Origin of the sequence: Formosimonas limnophila (assembly GCF_014652675.1) — a bacterium.
GTDB classification, from domain to species: Bacteria; Pseudomonadota; Gammaproteobacteria; order Burkholderiales; family Burkholderiaceae; genus Hydromonas; species Hydromonas limnophila.
This window is the reverse complement of the sequence record NZ_BMZG01000005.1, coordinates 135,283-155,837: the sequence shown is the minus strand read 5'-3', so window position 1 is coordinate 155,837 and position 20,555 is coordinate 135,283. Positions and strand designations below refer to the sequence as shown.

The 20,555-nt window shown below is 48.9% G+C and carries 25 protein-coding genes, 1 tRNA gene and 1 pseudogene; 18 read left to right on the top strand and 9 right to left on the bottom strand.

The genetic code is table 11. The annotated features are described in order from the left end of the window. Positions 1 to 302: 302 nt before the first annotated feature. Entirely contained in the window at positions 303 to 1,058 is a 756-nt protein-coding gene (locus IE082_RS05965; RefSeq protein ID WP_189492957.1) for a hypothetical protein, read from the top strand. Here IE082_RS05965 and IE082_RS05960 read toward each other — a convergent pair. The 7 genes from IE082_RS05960 to IE082_RS05930 all read right to left on the bottom strand — a co-directional run bounded on the left by IE082_RS05960 (position 1,035) and on the right by IE082_RS05930 (position 5,670). Continuing rightward, the gene (locus IE082_RS05960) at positions 1,035 to 1,364 is read right to left on the bottom strand and encodes a DMT family transporter (protein WP_189492955.1); all 330 of its coding nucleotides are present in this window, start codon (positions 1,362 to 1,364) and stop codon (positions 1,035 to 1,037) included. The two genes, IE082_RS05965 and IE082_RS05960, sit on opposite strands and share 24 nt — an antisense overlap. After that, a complete protein-coding gene (locus tag IE082_RS05955; protein ID WP_189492953.1) occupies positions 1,315 to 1,500 on the bottom strand; it encodes a hypothetical protein in 186 nt (61 codons plus the stop codon). The genes IE082_RS05960 and IE082_RS05955 overlap by 50 nt, the downstream gene beginning before the upstream one ends. A 28-nt stretch (positions 1,501 to 1,528) precedes the next feature. Next, a complete protein-coding gene (gene gatB / locus IE082_RS05950) occupies positions 1,529 to 2,992 on the bottom strand; it encodes an Asp-tRNA(Asn)/Glu-tRNA(Gln) amidotransferase subunit GatB (RefSeq protein WP_189492951.1) in 1,464 nt (487 codons plus the stop codon). Positions 2,993 to 3,000: 8 nt separating this feature from the next. Beyond that, the gene (locus IE082_RS05945; RefSeq protein ID WP_189492948.1) at positions 3,001 to 3,489 is read right to left on the bottom strand and encodes a hypothetical protein; all 489 of its coding nucleotides are present in this window, start codon (positions 3,487 to 3,489) and stop codon (positions 3,001 to 3,003) included. Between the two features lie 6 nt (positions 3,490 to 3,495). Then, a complete protein-coding gene (gatA, locus tag IE082_RS05940; RefSeq protein ID WP_189492947.1) occupies positions 3,496 to 4,986 on the bottom strand; it encodes an Asp-tRNA(Asn)/Glu-tRNA(Gln) amidotransferase subunit GatA in 1,491 nt (496 codons plus the stop codon). 54 nt (positions 4,987 to 5,040) lie between these two features. Then, positions 5,041 to 5,340: an Asp-tRNA(Asn)/Glu-tRNA(Gln) amidotransferase subunit GatC gene (gatC, locus tag IE082_RS05935; protein WP_189492944.1), complete on the bottom strand. Its 300-nt coding sequence runs from the start codon at positions 5,338 to 5,340 to the stop codon at positions 5,041 to 5,043. Between the two features lie 153 nt (positions 5,341 to 5,493). Further along, positions 5,494 to 5,670 (bottom strand): hypothetical protein, encoded by a 177-nt coding sequence (locus tag IE082_RS05930; protein ID WP_189492941.1) that lies wholly within the window; start codon positions 5,668 to 5,670, stop codon positions 5,494 to 5,496. 798 nt (positions 5,671 to 6,468) lie between these two features. On the opposite strand from IE082_RS05930, the gene IE082_RS05925 reads away from it, so the two are divergent. After that, positions 6,469 to 6,702, top strand: a complete 234-nt coding sequence (locus IE082_RS05925; RefSeq protein WP_373295065.1) for a hypothetical protein — start codon at positions 6,469 to 6,471, stop codon at positions 6,700 to 6,702. Between the two features lie 3 nt (positions 6,703 to 6,705). On the opposite strand, the gene mutY is transcribed toward IE082_RS05925, so the two are convergent. Both mutY and mutM read right to left on the bottom strand, forming a co-directional pair. Continuing rightward, positions 6,706 to 7,758 (bottom strand): A/G-specific adenine glycosylase, encoded by a 1,053-nt coding sequence (gene mutY, locus IE082_RS05920; RefSeq protein WP_189492939.1) that lies wholly within the window; start codon positions 7,756 to 7,758, stop codon positions 6,706 to 6,708. After that, a complete protein-coding gene (gene mutM / locus IE082_RS05915; RefSeq protein ID WP_189492937.1) occupies positions 7,755 to 8,606 on the bottom strand; it encodes a bifunctional DNA-formamidopyrimidine glycosylase/DNA-(apurinic or apyrimidinic site) lyase in 852 nt (283 codons plus the stop codon). The genes mutY and mutM overlap by 4 nt, the downstream gene beginning before the upstream one ends. 77 nt (positions 8,607 to 8,683) lie before the next feature. Here mutM and IE082_RS05910 point away from each other — a divergent pair, with 77 nt between their 5' ends. From IE082_RS05910 to IE082_RS05840, 16 genes and pseudogenes are all read left to right on the top strand, one after another. Further along, entirely contained in the window at positions 8,684 to 9,595 is a 912-nt protein-coding gene (locus IE082_RS05910; protein WP_189492935.1) for a tetratricopeptide repeat protein, read from the top strand. Positions 9,596 to 9,611: 16 nt separating this feature from the next. Beyond that, on the top strand, positions 9,612 to 10,163 hold the full coding sequence (locus IE082_RS05905; protein ID WP_189492933.1) for an outer membrane lipoprotein LolB: 552 nt from the start codon (positions 9,612 to 9,614) through the stop codon (positions 10,161 to 10,163). Between the two features lie 5 nt (positions 10,164 to 10,168). After that, positions 10,169 to 11,038, top strand: a complete 870-nt coding sequence (gene ispE, locus IE082_RS05900; protein WP_189492931.1) for a 4-(cytidine 5'-diphospho)-2-C-methyl-D-erythritol kinase — start codon at positions 10,169 to 10,171, stop codon at positions 11,036 to 11,038. Between the two features lie 129 nt (positions 11,039 to 11,167). After that, positions 11,168 to 11,329: a hypothetical protein gene (locus tag IE082_RS11250; protein WP_229809742.1), complete on the top strand. Its 162-nt coding sequence runs from the start codon at positions 11,168 to 11,170 to the stop codon at positions 11,327 to 11,329. Positions 11,330 to 11,382: 53 nt separating this feature from the next. Continuing rightward, positions 11,383 to 11,604: pseudogene (locus IE082_RS11450) on the top strand (lipase family protein); the annotation flags it as partial. Between the two features lie 37 nt (positions 11,605 to 11,641). Continuing rightward, a complete protein-coding gene (locus IE082_RS05885) occupies positions 11,642 to 11,986 on the top strand; it encodes a hypothetical protein (RefSeq protein ID WP_229809741.1) in 345 nt (114 codons plus the stop codon). Between the two features lie 72 nt (positions 11,987 to 12,058). Further along, positions 12,059 to 12,135: transfer RNA gene (locus tag IE082_RS05880), tRNA-Gln, on the top strand. A gap of 139 nt (positions 12,136 to 12,274) precedes the next feature. Next, positions 12,275 to 13,237 (top strand): ribose-phosphate pyrophosphokinase, encoded by a 963-nt coding sequence (locus tag IE082_RS05875; RefSeq protein WP_189492924.1) that lies wholly within the window; start codon positions 12,275 to 12,277, stop codon positions 13,235 to 13,237. A 128-nt stretch (positions 13,238 to 13,365) separates the two neighbouring features. Continuing rightward, positions 13,366 to 13,920, top strand: a complete 555-nt coding sequence (locus tag IE082_RS05870; RefSeq protein WP_189492922.1) for a 50S ribosomal protein L25/general stress protein Ctc — start codon at positions 13,366 to 13,368, stop codon at positions 13,918 to 13,920. A 108-nt stretch (positions 13,921 to 14,028) separates the two neighbouring features. Further along, positions 14,029 to 14,697 (top strand): glutathione S-transferase family protein, encoded by a 669-nt coding sequence (locus IE082_RS05865; protein WP_189492920.1) that lies wholly within the window; start codon positions 14,029 to 14,031, stop codon positions 14,695 to 14,697. 159 nt (positions 14,698 to 14,856) lie between these two features. Next, positions 14,857 to 15,081, top strand: coding sequence for a glycosyltransferase family protein (locus IE082_RS05860; RefSeq protein ID WP_189492918.1), 225 nt, complete (start codon positions 14,857 to 14,859; stop codon positions 15,079 to 15,081). Between the two features lie 2 nt (positions 15,082 to 15,083). Further along, entirely contained in the window at positions 15,084 to 15,476 is a 393-nt protein-coding gene (locus tag IE082_RS05855; protein WP_268244685.1) for a dTDP-4-dehydrorhamnose 3,5-epimerase family protein, read from the top strand. Continuing rightward, positions 15,392 to 15,598 carry a dTDP-4-dehydrorhamnose 3,5-epimerase family protein gene (locus IE082_RS11335; RefSeq protein ID WP_373295064.1) on the top strand — a complete coding sequence of 69 codons (207 nt, stop codon included), beginning with the start codon at positions 15,392 to 15,394 and terminating at the stop codon, positions 15,596 to 15,598. Before IE082_RS05855 ends, IE082_RS11335 begins: the two co-directional genes overlap by 85 nt. 297 nt (positions 15,599 to 15,895) lie before the next feature. Then, on the top strand, positions 15,896 to 17,455 hold the full coding sequence (gene rsmB, locus IE082_RS05850; protein ID WP_189492916.1) for a 16S rRNA (cytosine(967)-C(5))-methyltransferase RsmB: 1,560 nt from the start codon (positions 15,896 to 15,898) through the stop codon (positions 17,453 to 17,455). A gap of 107 nt (positions 17,456 to 17,562) precedes the next feature. Continuing rightward, on the top strand, positions 17,563 to 18,156 hold the full coding sequence (locus tag IE082_RS05845) for a DUF4390 domain-containing protein (RefSeq protein WP_189492914.1): 594 nt from the start codon (positions 17,563 to 17,565) through the stop codon (positions 18,154 to 18,156). Positions 18,157 to 18,239: 83 nt separating this feature from the next. Beyond that, entirely contained in the window at positions 18,240 to 20,516 is a 2,277-nt protein-coding gene (locus IE082_RS05840; RefSeq protein ID WP_189492912.1) for a sensor histidine kinase, read from the top strand. Positions 20,517 to 20,555: the final 39 nt, after the last annotated feature.

Genomic DNA, 20,555 nt, shown 5'->3' with positions numbered 1-20,555 from the left:
GGAACTTGAGTGGGTCGATGTGGGCAAGTAGCAGTGCTTAATTGAATAGTTTTCACCGCTTTTGTTGACAGTGAGGCCTTGCACAATTTATAAGCAAGACTCTGCCCTACCGTATCCGTAAAGAGTAGAAAGATTGTTTTTAAGTTTCTGCGAGTTTTTATATATGGGCTTACAATTTGTTTTTGAAGACAGTCAGAATCAATAGAGTCTGACCCCTTTGATTTTTGATTTTTTGTCTACTTTAGGATACAGAGATCAGGGTAGGTGGTGTTCAAATCACTCAATAGGAAAAACTGAAAAGCATGGAAAATAAAGTAAATAAATTACAAATGACTCTGTTGGGCTTATATACCATCATGGCGCTATATATTTTTGGAATTGTATATGAGCTATCCTTTTTTATTACGCTTGGGGCGGATGGGGTTTATTTGCTTGGTTGGAAGCAATTTATTTATTCAGGCTTTTTTCATGGGCTTATCTTCCCAACAATAATGGCAATTATTGCGCTATTTACTGCTTGGATTGCCATGCTTTTATCAAGTCTGAAGGTGTTTTTTTCAAAGGAAGTATATTTAAATAAATCCATTACTGAACGGTTTGACGAAATTAATCGAAAACCTCAAGGTAATCGAGCAAAAGGTTCGGCAGGTGGAGATTCATTTTTGTTAAATTATATTCCGCTTGCAAGAGTATTTTTTTTATTAAATTTTGGCATTTGGATTACCACAATTATTCTATTTCAAAATGGCTATTCGACAGAGTGGAATTTCATCATCATAGGTTTTGCATTTTCTTTGCCTTACTTTTGTGATATTTTTATCATAATTTATTGCGGAAAAAAGAGATTAGCAATGATGTTGAATGTAGCTTTATTTAGTGGCACGTTCCTAGCGTCCGCATTAGGGATAACAGATGCCGCTCAAGCAATTTCTGAGCCAAGCAAAAATATAGTAGTTAGAGATGATTCTATAGTCTTGATTGAACGTCAAGAAAACTCATACATAGTAAACGTAAAAAAAACACCACTACCATTTTTATTTGGCAAGCTTATTGATTAAATATCGGCATCGCTCAGTCTTGAAAAAAGTTAGAAACCAACCCAGCGCAGATGATGAGGAGCCACCAGCCCAAGCACGCGCACTCATCACCTCCCCCGCCAATAGCCAGCTTGACACGGCCGCAATGACCAGCTCGCATGACAGAATTAGCACGGCTTGATGCGTCGATAAGTGTGTCATATCAAATTGATACGCCAAATAAGACACATAAGCGAAGCCACCGAGCAACAGCAGTATCACCGACGCCTGCAACACATCACCCGCCGATGGCCAATACGCTGCCCGCTTCAAAGGGCAGTAACGCAAGCCCAAACACCACAGTCCCCGTGGTTAAAAAAACGTCCTCGATGCGCCAGTCAACCCCAAACAAATAGACTGCCAGCCCGCCCAGTTGGTGCGTTCTTTCAAAATCACAAGCGCCACGCTCATCTGCTGTACTCATGGCCGCACTCCTGAAAATGTTACTACACTTAACCTTTGAGCTTGGAGAGCAGGATTTCGTTTACTTGGGCTGGGTTGGCTTTGCCCTTTGAGGCTTTCATGATTTGACCGACGAGGAAGCCGAAGCTTTTTTCTTTGCCTGCACGGTATTCGTCGACGATGGTGGCATTAGCCATCATGACTTCGAGAACGATGGCTTCAATCGCGCCGCTGTCGGATACTTGCTTTAAACCGCGCGCTTCAATGATGGCATCGACTTGTCCATCGTTGGCATCGGCTTGCTCGCCCATCCAAATCGCTGCAAAGACTTCTTTGGCTAATTTATTAGACAGTGTGCTGTCTTGCACGCGGGCGATGAGCTGTGCCAAACGGCTCGCACTCACAGGTGAATGCGTCAGCTCAAACTCATCGCGGTTGAGGGCTGCGGCTAAGTCGCCCATCATCCAGTTGGCCACGAGTTTGGCGTCAGGCTGGCTCATGGCGGCAACGGCGGATTCAAAATACTCGGCGTGTGCTTTGCTCTGTGTCATTTGTTCTGCATCGTATTCTGATAAGCCATATTGACTGACCAGTCGCTGTTGCAATGCAGCGGGCAACTCTGGCATTGCGGCGCGGACGCGCTCGCGCCATTCGTCACTGATGACGAGTGGCAGCAAGTCAGGATCAGGGAAATAGCGGTAGTCGTGCGCGTCTTCTTTCGTACGCATCACGCGGGTTTGGCCGCTGTTTGGGTCAAATAGCACAGTGGCTTGGACAATGCTGCCGCCGTCTTCGAGGATGCGGATTTGCTCAGAGATTTCGTAGTTAATCGCGTCTTCGAGGAATTTAAATGAGTTTAAATTCTTGATCTCGCGTCGCGTACCCAGTTTGGTTTCGCCAACGCGTCGTACAGAGACGTTGGCATCGCAGCGGAACGAGCCTTCTTGCATATTGCCATCGCACACACCGAGCCAGACGACGAGTGCGTGCAGTGCTTTGGCGTACGCCACCGCTTCTTTCGCGCTGTACATCACGGGTTCGGTGACGATTTCTAATAATGGCGTTCCTGCGCGGTTCAGGTCAATGCCACTTTCGTTGTCGAATAATTCATGGTTCGATTTGCCCGCATCTTCTTCGAGGTGCGCGCGGGTGAGCTGCACGGTTTTTCGATAGGGCGTTTTGTCATCCACCATAATGCTCAGCGTGCCGCCTGAAACCACGGGCAGGTGCAGTTGACTGATTTGATAGCCTTTTGGTAAATCAGGGTAAAAGTAGTTTTTTCGGTCAAATACACTGACTGGTGCAACGTCTGCGCCGATCGCTAAACCAAAGGCAATGGCTTTTTCGACCGCCGTACGATTGAGCACAGGCAATACACCAGGAAGAGCCAAATCAATGGCCGCGGCTTGTGTATTGGCTTCGGCACCATAGGTAGTGGACGAGCCTGAAAAAATTTTAGACTGTGTAGACAGTTGTGCGTGGGTTTCTAACCCGATAATGACTTCCCAGCTCATGGTTATTATTAACCTTTTTTTGCGGTGTTTTGAGGATTATCATTGCCTGCTGGTTTACATGCTCCTGTGTCATGCTCAAGTAAAACAGGTAAAAGGCGATCATTCTGTTTGCAGAGTTTTTTGCAATTATATGTGGCGACAGTAATGTGGCGATCGTCTTGCCAAACATAGATATTGCATTTTTTGTCTTTTTTATGCTCTAACTTGGCTGTGGGGCTGGTGGCCACTTGTGTAAAGTTTTTTAGCTCAAAGCGACATGCGCCCGATTTTGGTACGATTTTCCAGTCAAGAGAGTTAACCACATTGTCTTTGACGGAAATTTTGATATCGTCTCGATAGCCATCGATTGTACGCTGTGCACAACGTCCTTCAATCGTGACAGGCTCGCTGCTTTTAGGTGGCTTTTTCGGCTTTGCCCTATTGTCTGAATTGATTATTTCGGTGTTTTGACAGGCGGATAACAAAAGCACCAGTATTAATGGCAGTATTTTTTTCATGTTGATTTATTCCTTATGGTTAGTGGCTTGTTTTGTGTGCCAGTTAGTCGTGTTTTGATAAATGTGTGCTATTTGCAACAAACGCGCTTCATCAAAGTAATTACCGATGATTTGCAATCCAATCGGCAGTCCGCAAGCGGAAAAACCGCAAGGGATGCTCATGCCCGGTAAACCAGCCAGATTCAGTGATAAGGTGTAAATGTCGGCCAAATACATCTGAACGGGGTCGGCAGATTTTTCGCCTATGCGCCATGCAGGCGTGGGAGCAACAGGTCCCATAATCACATCGCATTGGCTCAGTGCGTTTTGATAGTCCTCTGCAATCATGCGGCGCAGACGTTGCGCTTGCAAATAATAAGCGTCGTAGTAACCGTGAGACAACACATAAGTCCCGACGAGGATGCGTCGTTGCACTTCCCAGCCAAAGCCCTCTGTGCGGGTTTTTCGGTACATGTCTTCGAGGTCGCTGTATTTTCTGGCGCGATGGCCATAACGCACACCATCAAAGCGTGACAAGTTGCTGGACGCCTCTGCGGGTGCAATTACGTAGTAAGTGGGGATAGATAGCTCAGTTTTTGGTAAGCTGACTTCAACCACCGTTGCGCCGAGTGTTTCGTATTGGGCAATCGCCGCTTGTGTGGCTGCTTTGACTTCTTCGTCTAAGCCTGCTCCATAAAACTCGCGTGGCACACCGATTTTTAAACCTTTGAGCGGCTGAGATTCGGTTGCGTTGCTTGAAAAAGGTTGGTTGAGTAAGCGTGCATAATCCTCATCAGCGCGTTCGATAGACGTCGAGTCCTTCTCATCAAAACCCGCCATCGCCGTGAGCAACAGCGCACAATCCGCTGCAGAGCGCGCAAACGGCCCGCCTTGATCCAACGATGACGCATAAGCAATCATGCCATAGCGCGACACGCGGCCATACGTCGGCTTAATGCCTGTGATGCCCGTGAATGAAGCGGGTTGGCGAATCGAACCACCTGTGTCTGTTCCAGTTGCACCCAGTGACAAGCCCGCCGCCACTGCCACCGCGGAACCACCTGACGAACCACCTGGTACGCGCGTCACGTCCCATGGGTTTTTGACTTTGCCATAGAATGAGTTTTCGTTGGACGAGCCCATGGCGAATTCATCCATGTTTGTCTTGCCCATGCACACCGCACCTGCGCTTGATAATCGATCGATGGCTGTGGCGTCAAATGGACTTTTGTACTGTGCCAAGATTTTTGAACCAGCCGTCGTGACAAAATCTCGTGTGACAAACACGTCTTTGTGTGCCAAGGGAATTCCTGTCAACAATTGAGACTGTCCAGCTGCAATAGTTGCATCGGCGATTTTGGCCTGCGCCAGCGTCGCTTCACTGTCTACGGAAATAAAGGCATTCAAGTCGCGTTGCGCTTCAATGCGCGTCAGGAAGTGTTGGGCGACTTCAACCGCTGAGGTTTTTTTCTCATCAAGCTGAGCGCGCATTTCGGAAATGGATAAGGTATGTAGCATGAGCTATCTCATAAAAATAATAGCGGATTGAATAGACGGGTCAGATGTGGGTGATTATTCAATCACTTTAGGTACCAAAAACAGGCCAGCATCTTTTTGTGGCGCGTTCGCCATATTCGACTCTCGCTGATTCACCTCGGTGACCTCATCGGCACGCAGGCGTTGGTTCGCCTCTTGTACCAGAGAAATGGGGTGATTTAACGGTGTGACACCTGATGTATCGACAGATTGCATCTGATCGATCAATGAAAAAATATTGCTTAAATGGGAAAGTGTTTGTGCTTCTTGCTCTGGAGCCAACTTCAACATGGAGAGTCGAGCTACTTTGCGCACGTCATCAATGGTGAGAGACATAGGAAAGCCTTGGTGTAATGGGTCAAAAATTCCAAGGATTATAGCGCAAATGCTGATTGAAACGGGTGGTTAGATGGTATTCATTGGGGTATTGGGCGTTCCGCGCGAAGTGAAACGTCACAGCCTTGCTGAATCAATACCCTATTACTAAGACTACTTGGTTTGAGTTTTGTTTGGGTTGCGCAATGCTTCTTGAACGGGCGAGACGGCTGCTTTGACTACCTCTTCGGTAATTTGGTAAAAATGGCTTTGAGTGGAAGGCGGCCAGTATTGATGCGATTCAAGCAGCACGGACGCCACAGCAGGAGAGCTTTGCGCAGTTGGCGGCACTTGACTTGATTTGCAGCAAAGTCAGCAGCAGGACAACCCGACTCAGACGCAGAATCTCAATAGAAGTGGTCCGAAGATGGGTTAAAAGTTGCTTGAGTATATATAATTCTATTTGAATGTGAGTTGATGTGTTTTGTCGTGTTTTAAAGAATGTTGTTGTAATTGGCATGGGACATCGCAGCATTTAGCGGTGTCTTTTGTAGGAAGCGGCATGGTTGTGCTGCTATTTTTAACTAAGATGAATAATGCTTTGGCATTGGATGTGAGCTTTGCTGTGGTGAGGCGGCATTTGGTCATGAGACTGAGCGGCTGCTTTGGACTTTAACAATCTTACACCCCATAAAGCTCCTTGGTGTTCTACTGGGGGCGGCTGCATTGGTGGCCGCCTCACAGGGTTCAGGAGTTTGGTGTTTATTAGTGTGCTACTAATATAGTGGTGCTTAAAAAGAATATAAATAAAGCGTCATTGCGGGCTTAGCGACTTGTTCGCGTCCGCAATCTCCTATAGATAAATAGATTTTATGCGTTTGATGGTGGGCGTTGCCCACCGCTGACGCCACAGACGGCTCGTTTCGCGTGCCGTGATGTGACCAGCGGCTTTGTCGCTTAGTTTACAACCAATTCTCATACATCAATCGTTGCCGCTGTTGGCGGCAAAGGTTAAGTCAACCCCCGTGAGGAGGTTTGCGAGGGTGGTTTGGCTACGGCCGTCCTGCTTCGCTACACTTAACTTAGCTACGCTAAGTTAGCCTACGCCGTAACGGCGCGTCACGCTGCGGCTTCGCCGCTCCCAGCGTTTTGGCTTGTTGTGACTACACCGAAGTCATCGACAACCCCGAAGTGCGCACGCCCGTCATCAACTACTTCATCCGCCGCATGGACAGCCTCATCGACGGTCGCCGCTTCATCTACGTCATGGACGAATTTTGGAAGATTCTCGATGGCGACGGCGGCCTCAAAGACTTCGCCAAAAACAAACAAAAGACCATCCGTAAACAAAACGGCATGGGCATCTTCGCCAATCAACAATAGAGCTTATTCAGACAATAAATTCAACACTGTGGCCACGGGTTTTGGCACACCGATGGACTCATGGTTGCTTTTCGTGAGCCATAAGCCGCCATTAACCGATTCCATATCTTCGAGCGCGAGTGCTTGCACATCGTCAAGCTCGGTCAGGTGTGGCGTTAAATAAAGTTGCCTGTGTGTGAGGCGATGAGTGATGGTGTTTAATGTTTGAGTGGATGTGTCGGTGCTCACGAGGGGGTGTTCGGGGAAGCTGTATAAGCTAGCCCAGATGCCTGTTTTGGGGCGTTTTTCTAACCAAATGTTGTTGTGGTGGCGGTAGATATAGAGGTCGATGTGCACGTCTCTGACCGCTGTGGCGGTTTTGCGTAGCGGGAGTTCTGCTGTGCGGTTGTCCCTGTACGCGATGCAGTCATTGACGAGGGGGCAGATGCCACAAGCGGGTTTACTGCGGGTGCACAGAGTTGCACCTAAGTCCATCAGGCCTTGAGTGTAGGCGCGCAGAGCCGTGGCGTGGTCGAATTGGATGTCACGAGCTGCTACTGCCGTGATGAGCTGTTCGTGGGCTTGCGCCCAGAGTGTTTTGTCGGTGGAGGCAGATGGTGGTGTGTCGATGCCGAAATAACGGCAGAGAATGCGTTTGACATTGCCATCCAAAATCGCAGCGGGGTAGCCGTAGGCAAATACGGCGATGGCAGCAGCGGTGGATGCGCCGATGCCCTTGAGGGTGATGAGTTGTTCGGGATTTGGGGGAAACGTTCCGCCGAAATCGCTGACAACTTGTTTAGCGCAATGATGCAGGTTGCGGGCGCGGCTGTAGTAGCCCAAGCCCGCCCAAAGTGCGAGGACGTCATCTGTGTCAGCACGTGCCAAGTCTTGAACAGTGGGAAAGCGATTCAGAAAACGCTCGTAGTAGTCCATGACGGTGATGACTTGGGTTTGCTGCAGCATGATTTCGGACAACCAGACATGGTAAGCGTCAGTGGTTTTTTGCCACGGTAAGCTGTGTCGGCCATGCTGACGTTGCCAAAGAATGATGTTTTGCGCGAATGTGTGGCTCATTTGTTGGGGCGTTCTGGTTGGCAATGGGGGCAGAAATACGTGGCGCGTTGGGCTTGGATGATGTGCTCAATAGGCGTTTTGCACATCAGGCAAGGCAAATTCGCTCGGTCGTACACGTGGGCTTCAAGCTGAAAGTAACCGCTCGAACCATCGGAGTGTACGAAGTCTTTGAGCGTGCTGCCGCCACGCGCGATGGCGGCGGACAGGACTTTCTTGACGTGCTTGGCGATGATGTTGCACTCACGACGCGTGAGTTGATTGGCGGGTGTGGCGGGGTGGATTTTGCTGTCAAATAGGACTTCAGAAGCATAAATATTGCCCACGCCAACGACAATTTCGCCGCCGAGCAACACAACTTTAATGGCTTGCGAGCGTTTAGCCGCTCGCTCATAAAAATACCCACCATCAAACGCTTCATCAAACGGCTCAATCCCCAAGGTAGCCAAACGGGGATGCAGTAAATAATCACCCTCAGTTTCATCGTGCCACAGCACCGAGCCAAACCGACGCGGGTCGCGATAGCGCAAGCGATGACTGGCAAACACCCAATCAATGTGGTCGTGCTTTTGTACCGCTGTATCGTGAGTGACGATGCGCAGGCTGCCCGACATGCCGAGGTGTATCATCAATACGCCGCGCACATCATTGACACATTTGACATGCAAAATCAGATACTTACCACGCCGTGAGGTGTGGGTGATGAGTGCGTTTTTGAGTAATTGGGTGAGACGCGCATCGACAGGCCAGCGCAGATTCGGATTGCGCACGATGAATTGGCTCATGGTGTGTTGCTCGACATGTGGCGCAATGCCAAGGCGCGAGACTTCGACTTCGGGTAATTCAGGCATGGTGTTTGACTATAACAAAGATAAATTAAGTACAATGCACATCATAACTCAGAAGACACAACCCAGAGAAAACCCCCATGAAAAAAACGCTCACCCACTTTATCTGCATGGCCGCATTCGGTTTAATGTCTGCGGCACACGCTCAAGAAACAGTAACACCTCAACCAAAATACAACTTGCCCCAACAAAAGCTCACGGCCGATATTATGTTTGGTCAATTGATTTCGGACTTCGCTCTGTCCCGTGGTTTGCTTGCCGATGCGTACAGTGGTTATAGACAGTTGGCTATGAAGACAAAAGATCCGCGCTACGCTGAGCGCGCGCTTGATGTGGCTCGGCTCGCGGGCGATCGCGAAGCGGCGATGCAGGCCGCATTGCTGCTGCAATCGCTTGCGCCGAATTCGCCAATCGGTAGAGACATCAGCGTTGGCAAAAGCTTTGAACAAGTTCAAAAAAACTACAAAGACGGCAATTACCCCGCAGCTTATGACAATCTCAAAACCATCCTCAAGGTCAACCCTGATCAACCGATGGCATTATTGATGATGGGTGATGTGGCGGATCAGTTGGGGAAACAGACTGAAGCACGCGCTGCTTTGACGAGACTGGTCCAAGTTTCGCCAAAAGATGCTGAAGCGCTGAATGCCTTGGGTTATTTTTTGGCGGATAAAGGCATTGACTTGGAGCAAGCGCGCCTCCACATCGAACACGCGCATGACCTCAATCCTGATGCACCTCACATCATTGATAGCCTAGCGTGGGTGGCTTATCGACAAAATCGGCTTGATGAAGCGGTGGAGTGGATTAACCAAGTCGCAGACAGCAAACAAGTGGAGGTTCAAGTGCATCGCGGCGAGATTCTTTGGGTTGCAAACCAAAAAGATTTGGCGATTGCTGCATTTCAAAAAGCCCGTCAAATTGAGTCGAAAAACCCAATGCTAATAAACACATTAAAACGTCTGAACATTGACCCCAAAACCATTCAATAAAAGCGGCACTGACAATATGACCATACTCACACGTACCATTATCGCTGTTATTGCATTGTTGCTCACCGCCTGTGCCAGTGTGCGACCCGTCCGTGATGCCAACAATATCAACGATCAAGTCACCTTTAGTATGGGTGGCCGTTTTGGTGTGACCTACATCGACAACGGCGAAGACAAAAGCACCACGGGCAAAATCGAGTGGCAAGAAACCCGCCGCGCGACCGATATTATTCTCGCCACGCCGCTGGGTAATGCGATGGCCAGCTTACACATCACGCCCCACGAAGCGGTGCTCAAAAGTGCCAATGGCGACATGCTGACCGAAAAAACACCCGAAGAATTGCTCTATCGCGCGCTCGGCTATGAGCTGCCCATTTCTTTGATTCAACAAGCCATTGGGCGGTCAGGTCAACCAGCGCCCGACAGAATTGGTGACAGAGACTGGGATATTGCCATTGCATCACGCTTTGACAACGGAAAGCCGAAAAAAATCATTGCAGAGCGTCAGCGCCCATCGCCATTGACTATGACTGTGTTCATTGATGAGCGTTCGGATGCGAGCGATTGAGCATCATGGCAGCTCACACTTATTTAGCGCCAGCCAAAATCAACTGGTTTTTGCACATCACAGGGCGTCGCGCCGATGGCTATCACACGCTGGAGACGGTTTTTCAGCGGATTGACTGGTGTGACGAGTTGACCATTCAGACAACCGATGATGGTGTGATTACGCTCACAGGTGACTTATCGGGTGTCGCAATGACGGCGAATTTGGCGTATCGCGCTGCGGTGGCTCTGCGTGATCGTGCGGAGTTACCAAAAGGTCACTCGCTTGGTGCACGCATTCATTTAGCCAAAAACATTCCCATGGGCGCGGGATTGGGCGGTGGCAGTTCCAATGCCGCCACGGTTTTGACAGCTTTGAATGACTTATGGGGTTTGGATTTCGCCAATCAAACGTTACAAAAAATCGGTTTGACACTCGGTGCGGATGTGCCGTTTTTTGTCAGTGACTTTAATGCAGCATTTGCCACAGGTGTTGGTGAGGTGCTCACACCGATTGATTTGCCTGCACGTGAGTTGTTTTTGGTTAATCCGAATGTGCATGTGCCCACGGCGCAGGTCTTTTCTGGGTTCAGGCGATTTGGCTTCACGCCGTCGTTGGATGTTTCGCTTAGCGAGCTGCCAGATTTGCTGCCGAATCATCAAGTCTTTTCAAATGACTTGGAGAAAAGTACTTTTGAGATTGCACCAGCAGTGGCTCATGTATACGAGGTATTGAGTGCTGCCATGCCCGATGGCTTTGTGCGAATGAGCGGGTCGGGTGCGACGGTGTTCGCGATGCCAATGGATGGTGCGCAACGTCAAGTATTGGATGATTGGCGACAGGTGTGCCCACCTGATTGGCAATGTCGCTGGGTGTCAACCGCATCATTATTTTAAAAATTATTTTAAAACCAAAGGAGAGTCGCATGATTTATTGGACAGTCGACAGTGTGCCTGAGTTAAAAGGCATGGAAAAAGCAGAGCAAAAACGTTTGTTTAAAGAGATGTTTAAAGAGAAGGACTCGTTTGGGCAAAGAGTTTTGGCTTCGAGTGGCCGGTTTGTTGGCCATTGCTGTGGCATTGGCTGTTTTTTGGCCTCTGGGTGGTTTGATTGCTGTGATTTTGGTGCAGCCCCCATCTATTGACAAGGGGCGTGAATGGTTGCGTGAGCAGAATTATCCGAAATAACCACGGCCGAAACAGTTGTCTTGATCCATGGTTTGGGACGAACGCCGCTGTCAATGCGGCGTTTGGATGTGTTTCTGACGCGCTCTGGCTTTCGGGTTGTGCGGTACGGCTATCGTTCACGAAGCGACGATATGGCAACCATTGTGGCTGGGCTGCAAAAGCAGCTGGGTATTTGGCATGCTCAGCACAATCAGCCCGTATTTCACTTCGTCACGCATTCACTTGGTGGGATTGTGGTGGGGGCGTTGTTGGCGCAGGAGTCTGAAGTGCGCATCGGGCGTATTGTCATGTTAGCTCCGCCGAATCACGGCAGTGAAATCATTGATTTTTGGCCGAGTCATGGGCGATGCGGCGCTGAGCTTACATACGGGTGCGGACAGTTTGCCCAATATACTGCCTCGATTAGCAGAACACCAAGTGATGGTGATTGCGGGCACGCGAAGCATTGAGCCGTGGTTTCACCCGCTGTTTGATGGGCTGCATGATGGCAAGGTTTCTTTGAGCAGTGCGCGGCTAAATGACATTGCACCAGTGGTGTCTTTGCCCACAACCCATACTTTTTTGATGAACGATGCGCGGGTACGACGTGAGCTTTTGAGCTTTCTACGTGACGCAAAAACGGCCGAACGTGGTTTTTATGCTGCAAATTTTCAGTAATTTTTAAGCCTTTACCACTTTTGTTACTAAAACACTTGCGGTTAATTCTCAGGTTGTATTATAATTTTGGGTAGAGGCGTCGCCAAGCTGGTTAAGGCTCTGGATTTTGATTCCAGCATGCGCAGGTTCGAATCCTGCCGCCTCTGCCAAATAATAATAAACTGTTCGATGAATATCGAGCAGTTTTTGTTTATGATGGTCACTATTTTGTGATAGCCGTGAACAACAATGGCGCATTTGTCTTGGCTTTGCGCACATCAAACACCCACTCCCTCGCTTAGGATTGTTATGACCAGCAACGATTTGATGATTTTCACGGGTAATGCTCACCCCAAGTTAGCCAAAGATGTTGCCGATTACTTGCATTTGCCGCTTGGTAAGGCCAATGTGGGTCGCTTTTCTGATGGCGAGGTGATGGTTGAGATTAATGAAAACGTCCGTGGTAAAGACGTTTTTATTTTGCAATCAACTTGTGCACCGACCAATGAGTCATTGATGGAAGTCATGTTGATGGCTGATGCGCTCAAACGCTCTTCGGCTGGACGCATCACTGCCGCTTTGCCTTATTTTGGTTACGCTCGCCAAGACCGCCGTCCGCGTTCGGCACGTGTCGCCATCTCGGCAAAAGTGGTGGCCAATATGTTGCGCGTCGCAGGTGTGAATCGCTTCATGACGATGGATCTGCATGCAGAGCAGATTCAAGGCTTCTTTGATATCCCTGTCGATAATATCTACGCATCTCCTTTGTTGCTCGGTGACTTGATGAGCAAAAAGATCGACGACATCGTCGTAACCTCGCCTGATATTGGTGGTGTGGCGCGTGCGCGGGCTTTTGCCAAGCGCTTGGAAGTCGATTTGGCCATCATTGACAAACGTCGCCCTAAAGCGAATGTATCTGAGGTGATGAACATCATTGGTGATGTGGATGGGCGCACATGCGTTCTCATTGATGACATGGTTGATACCGCTGGTACGTTGTGTAAAGCGGCTGCTGCTCTGAAAGAGCGAGGTGCTAAGCGAGTGCTTGCTTACTGTACGCATGCCGTATTGAGTGGCGGTGCGGAAGAGCGTGTTCGTGATTCGGTATTAGACGAGTTGGTGGTTAGTAACAGTATTCCTTTGTCGCCAAAGGCACAAGAAGTCGCTGCGATGGGTAAAATTCGCCAGCTAAGCTGTGCCAAATTACTTGGCGAGACGATTATGCGCATTGCGCGTGAAGAATCAGTCAGCTCATTGTTTACAGAAGAATGAGTGACAAAACAGTTTGAGCGTCACGATGGAATCGTGAGGCACAAACGTTCAACTGGTCGCGGTTGAACGACATGTCGGTTTGGGTTTATTGCAAAACGCGAATCGAACTTTTTTATTTTGGAGTTTTTATGAAAATTATTGCTACTAGCCGTTCATTGCACGGTACGGGTGCGAGCCGCCGTATGCGCAACAATGGCCAAACGCCAGGCGTGGTTTACGGTGCTGCCGCAGCCGCTACATCGATTGAACTCGAACACAACAGCCTGTTCCACGCTTTGCGTAAAGAAGGCGTGCGTCACTCTGTGCTTGATTTGGAATTAGACGGTACTGTTGAGCAAGTCATTGTTCGTGACGTTCAAGTTCACCCGTTCAAACCGATGATTTTGCATGTTGACTTACAACGTGTGAAAGCAGACGAAAAAATCACTGTTAAAGTACCTTTGAAATTCGTTGGCGGTGAAAACTCACCAGCGGTTAAAATCGGTGGCCAACGTGTTAAAGCAGCGGTATTTAATGTCAAAATCGCTTGCTTGCCAAAAGACTTACCATCGGTTTTGACGGTTGATGCGTCTAAATTAGAAGCAGGTCAAGCCATCAAGGCCAGCCAATTGACGTTACCAGAAGGTGTATCACTGGTATTGGGCAAACAAAAAGACATCACACTGGCTGTTGCTGGTAAGTAATTTTGTTTCGCGTATCACCAAAAACCCGCAGATTATTTGCGGGTTTTTGTTTATGATGGCGTTTAGAGCCGATCGGCGGTCATTTATATCACATCAACGAGGGATGGTATGCAACTCATTATTGGTAATAAAAATTACTCATCGTGGTCGCTGCGCGCATGGTGGCTACTTAAATCACTAGGCGTGTCATTCAATGAGGTGATCGTTCCCTTGGCTCAGCCAGAAACGCGTGCGACCCTGCTGCAATACTCACCATCAGGTAAAGTGCCTGTTTTGATAAATGATGAGGTAGCGCTGTGGGATACCTTGGCTATTACTGAGTATTGCCACGAAAGTTATTTGGGTGTGTGGCCTGTGGATCACGTGATGCGTACCTATGCCAGAGCCATTTGTGCGGAAATGCACAGTGGGTTTGCTGCATTGCGCGCCGAAATGCCAATGAATTGTCGTGTAAGGGTTAAGGTCACACCGAGCGCTGCCTGTATTGCTGACATTGAGCGTGTTTGTGCGATTTGGCGTGATTGTCGAGCGCTTTATGGCCATTTAGGGCCGTGGTTGTTTGGCAAATGGAGTGCAGCCGACGCATTTTTTGCTCCTGTTGTGATGCGCTTTAATTCTTACGGGGTAGAGCTTGACGATACATGTTTTGCTTACTTGCACACAGTTTGGTTTGATCCGTATATTCGGGAATGGGTGGCTGCTGCGGTGGAAGAAACGTGGGCTTATCCTGCGACCGATGATGTAGCAATTGCTGCGAGCGCACTGAGTGCGCTTTGACATGGTGTTGACAGCTTCGTAGCGACTTTCATAGCCTTTAGATTTGAGGCACTCGTAATGGCGACGGGCTGTCATGCGCTGGGATTTTGGTTGGGACTGCTTGGTGTGCAGTCGGTGGGTTAGTTCGGTTAAATAATCGCCTAAACGTGGATAAAAACAATGGATCGTGGTTTTGCATGGCTTGATACAGGTACGCACGAGTCGTTCCACGATGCAGGCTCGTTTGTCGCATCTATACAAAAGCGTCAAGGCTTGCAAGTGGCATGTGCCGAGGAAATTGCTTATCGAATGGGATGCATTAACCGAGATAAGCTTATTGAGTTGGCGCAATCTTTGCTAAAAAGTGACTGTGGTCAATACCTCCTGAAAGTAGCGAAAGGTTAATCATGAATGTCATCCAAACCGAAATCTCAGGCGTCCTCATCATCGAGCCGAAAGTATTCGCTGACGAACGAGGCTTTTTTATGAAAAGCTTTAACCAGCAGAAATCTAACGAAATCGTTGGCCGAGAAGTCAACTTCGTGCAAGACAATCATTCCCGCTCATCGAAAGGTGTCTTGCGCGGCCTCCACTACCAGCTATTACCAATGGCTCAAGGGAAGCTCGTTCGAGTTACACAGGGTGAAGTATTTGACGTTGCTGTTGATATGAGGCGCAGTTCCCCTACATTCGGCAAGTGGACAGGCGTGGTTAAGTGGCAAATAAACATCAGTTTTGGATACCTGAAGGCTCCGCGCACGGGTTTTATGTGCTCAGCGACACCGCAGATTTTTATATAAAACTACGAATTATTATTCTCCTGCATGAGTGCTCAGTGCGTTGGGGTGACTCTACTTTATCTTTGTGGCACAGAGACGCAACAGGATACAGCTATAACACAGCTCAAATGAATGCACGCTAGGCTGCGAATACGCCGATTGAGCAAAGTCATGACCGTATGGCGACGGTCGATCAGCAGCTGTTAATTCGGCCAGAGCCAAACTCAGGATAGAAGCGACCCTAAAATGATTTGATGGGTTGTAAAACGTATGGCGGCACCGTAAAGTTAAGCGGTGTCTTTTTTAGTTTGCTAGACTTTATTGCCTTCATTTAAATGAGGCAAATGATGCTGCTGGTTTTTTGGTACAAGTTCTTAAAGTTGAGGTGGGCATAGACGTTATAATGCAGGCAATTTCACGCCAAACACCTTGGATATCTCATGAATGATTCTGTAAAAAAACTTAGTTTACCCGTCAAGCCTAAATCAAAAGCAAAATCCCATACATCAAAAGTCATCAAAAAATCTTCTCATACAGCGCCATCCCATCGGCCTTTTTCGGCCAGTCAAAAAACACACGTGGCGTCATCTGACCGTTCTGGTGTACATGCTCAAAAATTAAAGTCTTCTCGTCGCGATGAGTCTGCTTTGGTTGAGGGGGCTCATTTTGATTTGATGGCGATTTCGCCGCCGCCTGCTTCGGTTGAACCGAGCTCGTTGGCGTATCAGTTGACGATGGCCGCACATGCCGCTCATGCAGTAGTTGAGGGGTTTTCGTTGCAGCAGGTGTTGGCTGTTTTGCCGATTGACGAGGTGGCGCGCCCGAATGTGCAGCGATTGAGCTTTGATGTGATGCGGTATTTGGGCTTGGTTCAGTTTTGGGTACAATGTTTTGTGGAAAAGCCGCCTGCGCCTTGGTTGCAGGCGATGCTGTGGGTGAGTTTGACGCAGTTGTATTTGCGCGAAGAGGATGAGTTCACATTGGTTAATCAGGCCGTGGCGGCTGTGGAGGCGCGTCGCCCTCATGCAAAGGGTTTGGTGAATGCGATTTTGCGCCGATTTTTGCGTGAGCGCGATGCGTGGGAGGCTGCTGCGCAGGTGGATGAGGTGGCTGCGTGGAATCACCCGCAATGGTGGATTGACCAGCTTAAGGCCCAGTATCCTGATGATTGGCAGCGAATTTTGACGGTGAATAACACCCGTCCGCCGATGACACTGCGTGTGAATGCTCGGTTGATGGATGTTGCAGGTTATCAAGCTTTGCTGGCTCAGGATGGGCGTGAGTCTGTGGCTTTATCAAATTTAAATGGTGATGCGTTGGTATTGAGTCAGCCGTGCTCTGTGTCGGTTTTACCACGATTTGCCGATGGTGTGGTATCGGTTCAGGATGCGGGGGCGCAGTTGTCCACGCAGCTGCTGGACGTGCAAAATGGGATGCGTGTTTTAGATGCTTGTGCGGCACCTGGAGGTAAAACCTGCCATCTTTTGGAGCATTTTGACGTTGAGTTGTTGGCACTTGAAAAAGATGAGGCGCGCGCACGGCGCATTGATGAGAATCTGTTACGATTGAACCTAACTGCTCAGGTTCAGGTTGATGATGCGAATCTGGTGAAAAGCTGGTGGGATGGCGTGCCGTTTGATCGGGTTTTGCTTGATGCGCCGTGTTCAGCCAGCGGCATCGTGCGTCGTCATCCAGATATTCGCTGGTTGCGTGAGCCGGAGGATTTAGAAGGGTTGGCCAAGCAGCAGCGGCAGTTGTTGCGCTCGATGTGGCAAGTATTGGCAGTTGGTGGGCGCATGCTGTATTGTACATGCTCGATTTTTGAGGATGAGGGCGAGAGTGTCTTGGCCGAATTTCTGAGCCACACGCCGAATGCACAACGCATGGATTTGCCTTTGATTCGTCGCGTGGCTAGCTCTGATGGGCAGCTGCTGCCTCGAGTGGACGATGGGTTGAACCACGATGGCTTTTTTTATGCAGCGTTGGTTAAGGTTGCTTAAACTAACATGTTGTTTACAAACAACCGATTTTGTTGGTTTTTTGCGACATGTTCGGCTTTTTAGATGTTTTGTTACCGGCTTGTTGTAGAAATCACGATAATGCAAACATGATTGTTGCTTTTCCACTTTCGCTGAAACATTTATTGACGTTTTTTTTGCGCGTGTTGGTGGCGTTCGCCTTGGTGCTGTGTTTGCCTACACATGTGGCGCAAGCTGAGATTGCGCCACAGTACGCGACGATGAGTCGCTTGTCCGATGGCGATTATGCAGTCAATGCTGATTTTCGTCTCAGTTTGCCAACACAGTTACAAGAAGCTGTGAATCACGGTACGGCGCTGTTTTTCAATGTTGAGTATCGTTTGAGTCGGCCGCGATGGTATGGCTTGGATGAGGACGTTGTCAGTGCGCGTCGCGAGTACCGTATTTCTTATAATAGCTTGACGCAGCAGTATCGCGTTGCAGTGGGCAATGACCAGTATCGATTCAATACTCTGAGCGAGTCGGTGTTGTTCGCTTCGCGTCCCGAACAATGGCGTGTTGTGGACTCTTCGCAATTGGCGGTGGGTGAATCCTATCAAGCGGCTATCCGTATGTATCTAAATACTTCAAAATTACCGCGTACTTATCAGCTCAATGCTTTGACTCAACAAGTTTGGGGTTTGTCGTCGAACTGGTATCGTTTCACCTTCACTCCACGCTAAGTGCTTTGGCGGCATAGTCAGCTTCACAATGTTTTCATATCGTTTACAATCTGTGACTGTACTATTCAACGACACTTCAATCCATGAATAAATACCTCAAAGGCCTGCTGGCAGGCGCCATGATTCTCGGCACATTACTGCTGCTGGGTCTGGCGCTGTCCACACGCGGTAGCGAAGCGTTTGAAAGTCAGTATCCGACATTGTTGGTGCTCAACATCATTGTCATCATTGTGATGATTGGCCTATTGGGAGTGCTTGCTTACTGGTTGTTGGGGCGTTTTCGTCGCAATGTCTTTGGCACGAGGCTACTCACACGGTTTGCACTGTCATTTGCTTTGCTCGGCATTGTTCCTGGGGTGATTTTATTTGCCATCTCAACGCTGTTTGTTTCACGAACCATTGACACATGGTTCAATCTTGATTTGAATCGCGCGCTGGAAGCTGGCTTGACGTTTGGGCGTGAGCATTTGAGCAGTGTCTCAGAGCAAAGTCGCAGTGATGTGGGGCGCATCAGCTTGCAATTGGCTCAGCGCAATACCATCAGCGACAGTGATGCCAAAGAGTGGCTCACGCGCTATCAGCTTGAGCGGATTGTCATACTCAATGCAGTGGGCGCAATTGTGTGGCAACAGAGTCAAACGGGTGAAAATCTCGTTCTGCCAAGTCCTGATTATGTGAATACCGCGAGTTTGGACAAATCTGCCGATGGCGTGACGGTCATCGAAGATGAGTCAGACACCGTGGATGGTAATGATACCAGTACTGCCGCCTCGCCCATCATTCATGTCTTGTACCAAATTCCCAACCAGTCTGCTGAGAGTCAAACTCGCTATGTATACGCGCAACGCGTCATGCCTGCGGCGTTTTCGGCTGATGTTGGGGCGATTCAAACGGGCTTACGCGATTATCAAGCCACTGAAGCCTCACGCAACAGTCTGAAAAACCTCTATCGCGTCACGCTTGGTGTGTCATTGCTGTTGACCGTGCTGGCTGCGGTTGCGGCGGCTTTCTTGATTGCTAATCGCATGATTCAGCCGATACTGTGGTTGGCCGAAGCCACACGCAAGGTGGCCAAAGGCCAATACGCGCTCGTGCCTCAGCGTGTCAAAGGCTCGGATGAGCTGATTCAATTGGTTGACTCATTCGGCGACATGGCCAGTCAACTCAATACTACACAAGCCTCACTCACCGCGAATCAAAAAGCACTGGAGTCTGAAAAGGCATACTCTGAGGCCGTGTTGGACAATCTATCGGCGGGTGTTCTCGTGTTTGATAGTCACTTTGTTTTAGAGGACCACAACCAATCAGCTTCACGGATTTTTAATGTGCCACTAACCCCATTCATCGGTCAGCATATGGCCAATACGACTGCGCTCGCATCTCTATATGATGCGGTATTCGCAGCGGCCAATCATGCGCGCTCCCAAAGCAGTCATGCACCATGGCGCGTGCAGCAAAATGTCGTGATTGAACGAGGTCATCACGAGGATGAAATCACGCTGTCGATTCAAGGCTCGCGTTTCACCCGCGCCGACAGTGATGGTTATGTGTTGGTGATTGATGATATTTCACCCATCATCTCGGCGCAGCGGACTTTGGCGTGGGGTGAGGTAGCCAGACGTTTGGCGCACGAAATCAAAAACCCGCTCACGCCGATTCAGCTATCTGCTGAGCGACTACAGCATAAGCTGTCGGAGAAACTCGAAGAGTCAGATCAACAGCTGTTGGAGCGCAGTACACGCACCATTGTCAATCAGGTGGGCGCGTTGCAAAACCTTGTCAATGAATTTCGCGACTATGCTCGTGCTCCTGAGGTCAGCTTTGCCCCTGTCAGTTTGAATGAGCTGATTACCGATATTTTGGTGCTGTACGAAAGTGGTCAGATTGGTGAGTCACCGCAATACCTGATTCGAGTGGGGTTGGCGCAAGGCTTACCTGACATTCTTGCCGATGCGCAGCAGCTGCGTCAGGTGTTTCATAATTTGATTAAAAATGCGATAGAAGCCAAAAACGATCAAGGTTTGCCGATCATTGATATTCAAACCCGCCTTGTGCCTCTACAAAGCAGTGGTTTATTGAACCAAATAGGTGTGAATTTCAGTATCAAAGATAATGGTGTTGGTTTCACTGGCAAGGCACTGGCGCGAATGTTTGAACCATACAATACCACCAAGGCGACAGGTACTGGTTTGGGGCTGCCTGTGGTCAAAAAAATCATTGATGCGCATCACGCAAAAATCGTTGTGAAAAATTGTTTAAAAAATGAGACGTCTAATGAGATTTTGGGCGCACAAATTGATATACTGTTTTTAAATGTGGCTCAAAATGAGACAGCTTCGTTAACGCCGCCACTTTTATAATAGGGTTGATGTGAGCCGAGTCTAAGGACAAGGTCAGTC

Excerpts from the sequence above, each read along its gene's own strand:
- IE082_RS05965 (WP_189492957.1), top strand. The coding sequence starts at position 303 with ATGGAAAATAAAGTAAATAAATTACAAATGACTCTGTTGGGCTTATAT.
- IE082_RS05955 (WP_189492953.1), bottom strand. The coding sequence starts at position 1,500 with ATGAGTACAGCAGATGAGCGTGGCGCTTGTGATTTTGAAAGAACGCAC.
- gatB (WP_189492951.1), bottom strand. The coding sequence starts at position 2,992 with ATGAGCTGGGAAGTCATTATCGGGTTAGAAACCCACGCACAACTGTCT.
- IE082_RS05945 (WP_189492948.1), bottom strand. The coding sequence starts at position 3,489 with ATGAAAAAAATACTGCCATTAATACTGGTGCTTTTGTTATCCGCCTGT.
- gatA (WP_189492947.1), bottom strand. The coding sequence starts at position 4,986 with ATGCTACATACCTTATCCATTTCCGAAATGCGCGCTCAGCTTGATGAG.
- gatC (WP_189492944.1), bottom strand. The coding sequence starts at position 5,340 with ATGTCTCTCACCATTGATGACGTGCGCAAAGTAGCTCGACTCTCCATG.
- mutY (WP_189492939.1), bottom strand. The coding sequence starts at position 7,758 with ATGAGCCACACATTCGCGCAAAACATCATTCTTTGGCAACGTCAGCAT.
- mutM (WP_189492937.1), bottom strand. The coding sequence starts at position 8,606 with ATGCCTGAATTACCCGAAGTCGAAGTCTCGCGCCTTGGCATTGCGCCA.
- IE082_RS05910 (WP_189492935.1), top strand. The coding sequence starts at position 8,684 with ATGAAAAAAACGCTCACCCACTTTATCTGCATGGCCGCATTCGGTTTA.
- IE082_RS05905 (WP_189492933.1), top strand. The coding sequence starts at position 9,612 with ATGACCATACTCACACGTACCATTATCGCTGTTATTGCATTGTTGCTC.
- ispE (WP_189492931.1), top strand. The coding sequence starts at position 10,169 with ATGGCAGCTCACACTTATTTAGCGCCAGCCAAAATCAACTGGTTTTTG.
- IE082_RS05875 (WP_189492924.1), top strand. The coding sequence starts at position 12,275 with ATGACCAGCAACGATTTGATGATTTTCACGGGTAATGCTCACCCCAAG.
- IE082_RS05870 (WP_189492922.1), top strand. The coding sequence starts at position 13,366 with ATGAAAATTATTGCTACTAGCCGTTCATTGCACGGTACGGGTGCGAGC.
- IE082_RS05865 (WP_189492920.1), top strand. The coding sequence starts at position 14,029 with ATGCAACTCATTATTGGTAATAAAAATTACTCATCGTGGTCGCTGCGC.
- IE082_RS05860 (WP_189492918.1), top strand. The coding sequence starts at position 14,857 with ATGGATCGTGGTTTTGCATGGCTTGATACAGGTACGCACGAGTCGTTC.
- IE082_RS05855 (WP_268244685.1), top strand. The coding sequence starts at position 15,084 with ATGAATGTCATCCAAACCGAAATCTCAGGCGTCCTCATCATCGAGCCG.
- rsmB (WP_189492916.1), top strand. The coding sequence starts at position 15,896 with ATGAATGATTCTGTAAAAAAACTTAGTTTACCCGTCAAGCCTAAATCA.
- IE082_RS05845 (WP_189492914.1), top strand. The coding sequence starts at position 17,563 with ATGATTGTTGCTTTTCCACTTTCGCTGAAACATTTATTGACGTTTTTT.
- IE082_RS05840 (WP_189492912.1), top strand. The coding sequence starts at position 18,240 with ATGAATAAATACCTCAAAGGCCTGCTGGCAGGCGCCATGATTCTCGGC.